Below are 345 nucleotides of genomic sequence, written 5' to 3'. Positions count from 1 at the left end.
ACAAGCAGTCTGATGCCTCTTCCAAGGCCAAGGAAACGCCACACACTGCCGGCACGCCACCTAAGTCGTCTGCCGCCAGCCAGCCTGCTGCCCCCGCCGCATCAGGCAAAGGCAGCAAAACCGGCTGGGTCGCCATTGCTCTGGTTATCCTGTTGGGTGCCGGCCTGTATTATCACGGCCACCAGCAAAACCGCGACCAGCTGGCACAGGTTAGTGCGCTGCGAGCTCAGCTCGAGACCCTGAAAAGCGAGCTGACGACAAGCACCCAGGATGTCAAAAGTGCGGTCGAGCAGCGCTTACTCAGCGCCACAGGCAAGCTGGATCAGCAGAGCAATGACATTAAAG

General features: G+C 59.7%; 1 protein-coding gene. It reads left to right on the top strand.

Translation table 11 applies throughout. The features are described 5' to 3' along the window. The coding region (locus R0J87_RS19010) for a hypothetical protein (RefSeq protein ID WP_498888177.1) at positions 1 to 345 on the top strand (345 nt) is incomplete at both ends.

This window comes from Halomonas sp. SIMBA_159 (genome assembly GCF_046536035.1).
GTDB classification, from domain to species: Bacteria; Pseudomonadota; Gammaproteobacteria; order Pseudomonadales; family Halomonadaceae; genus Vreelandella; species Vreelandella venusta_A.
This window is presented reverse-complemented; position numbering and strand designations above follow the sequence as displayed.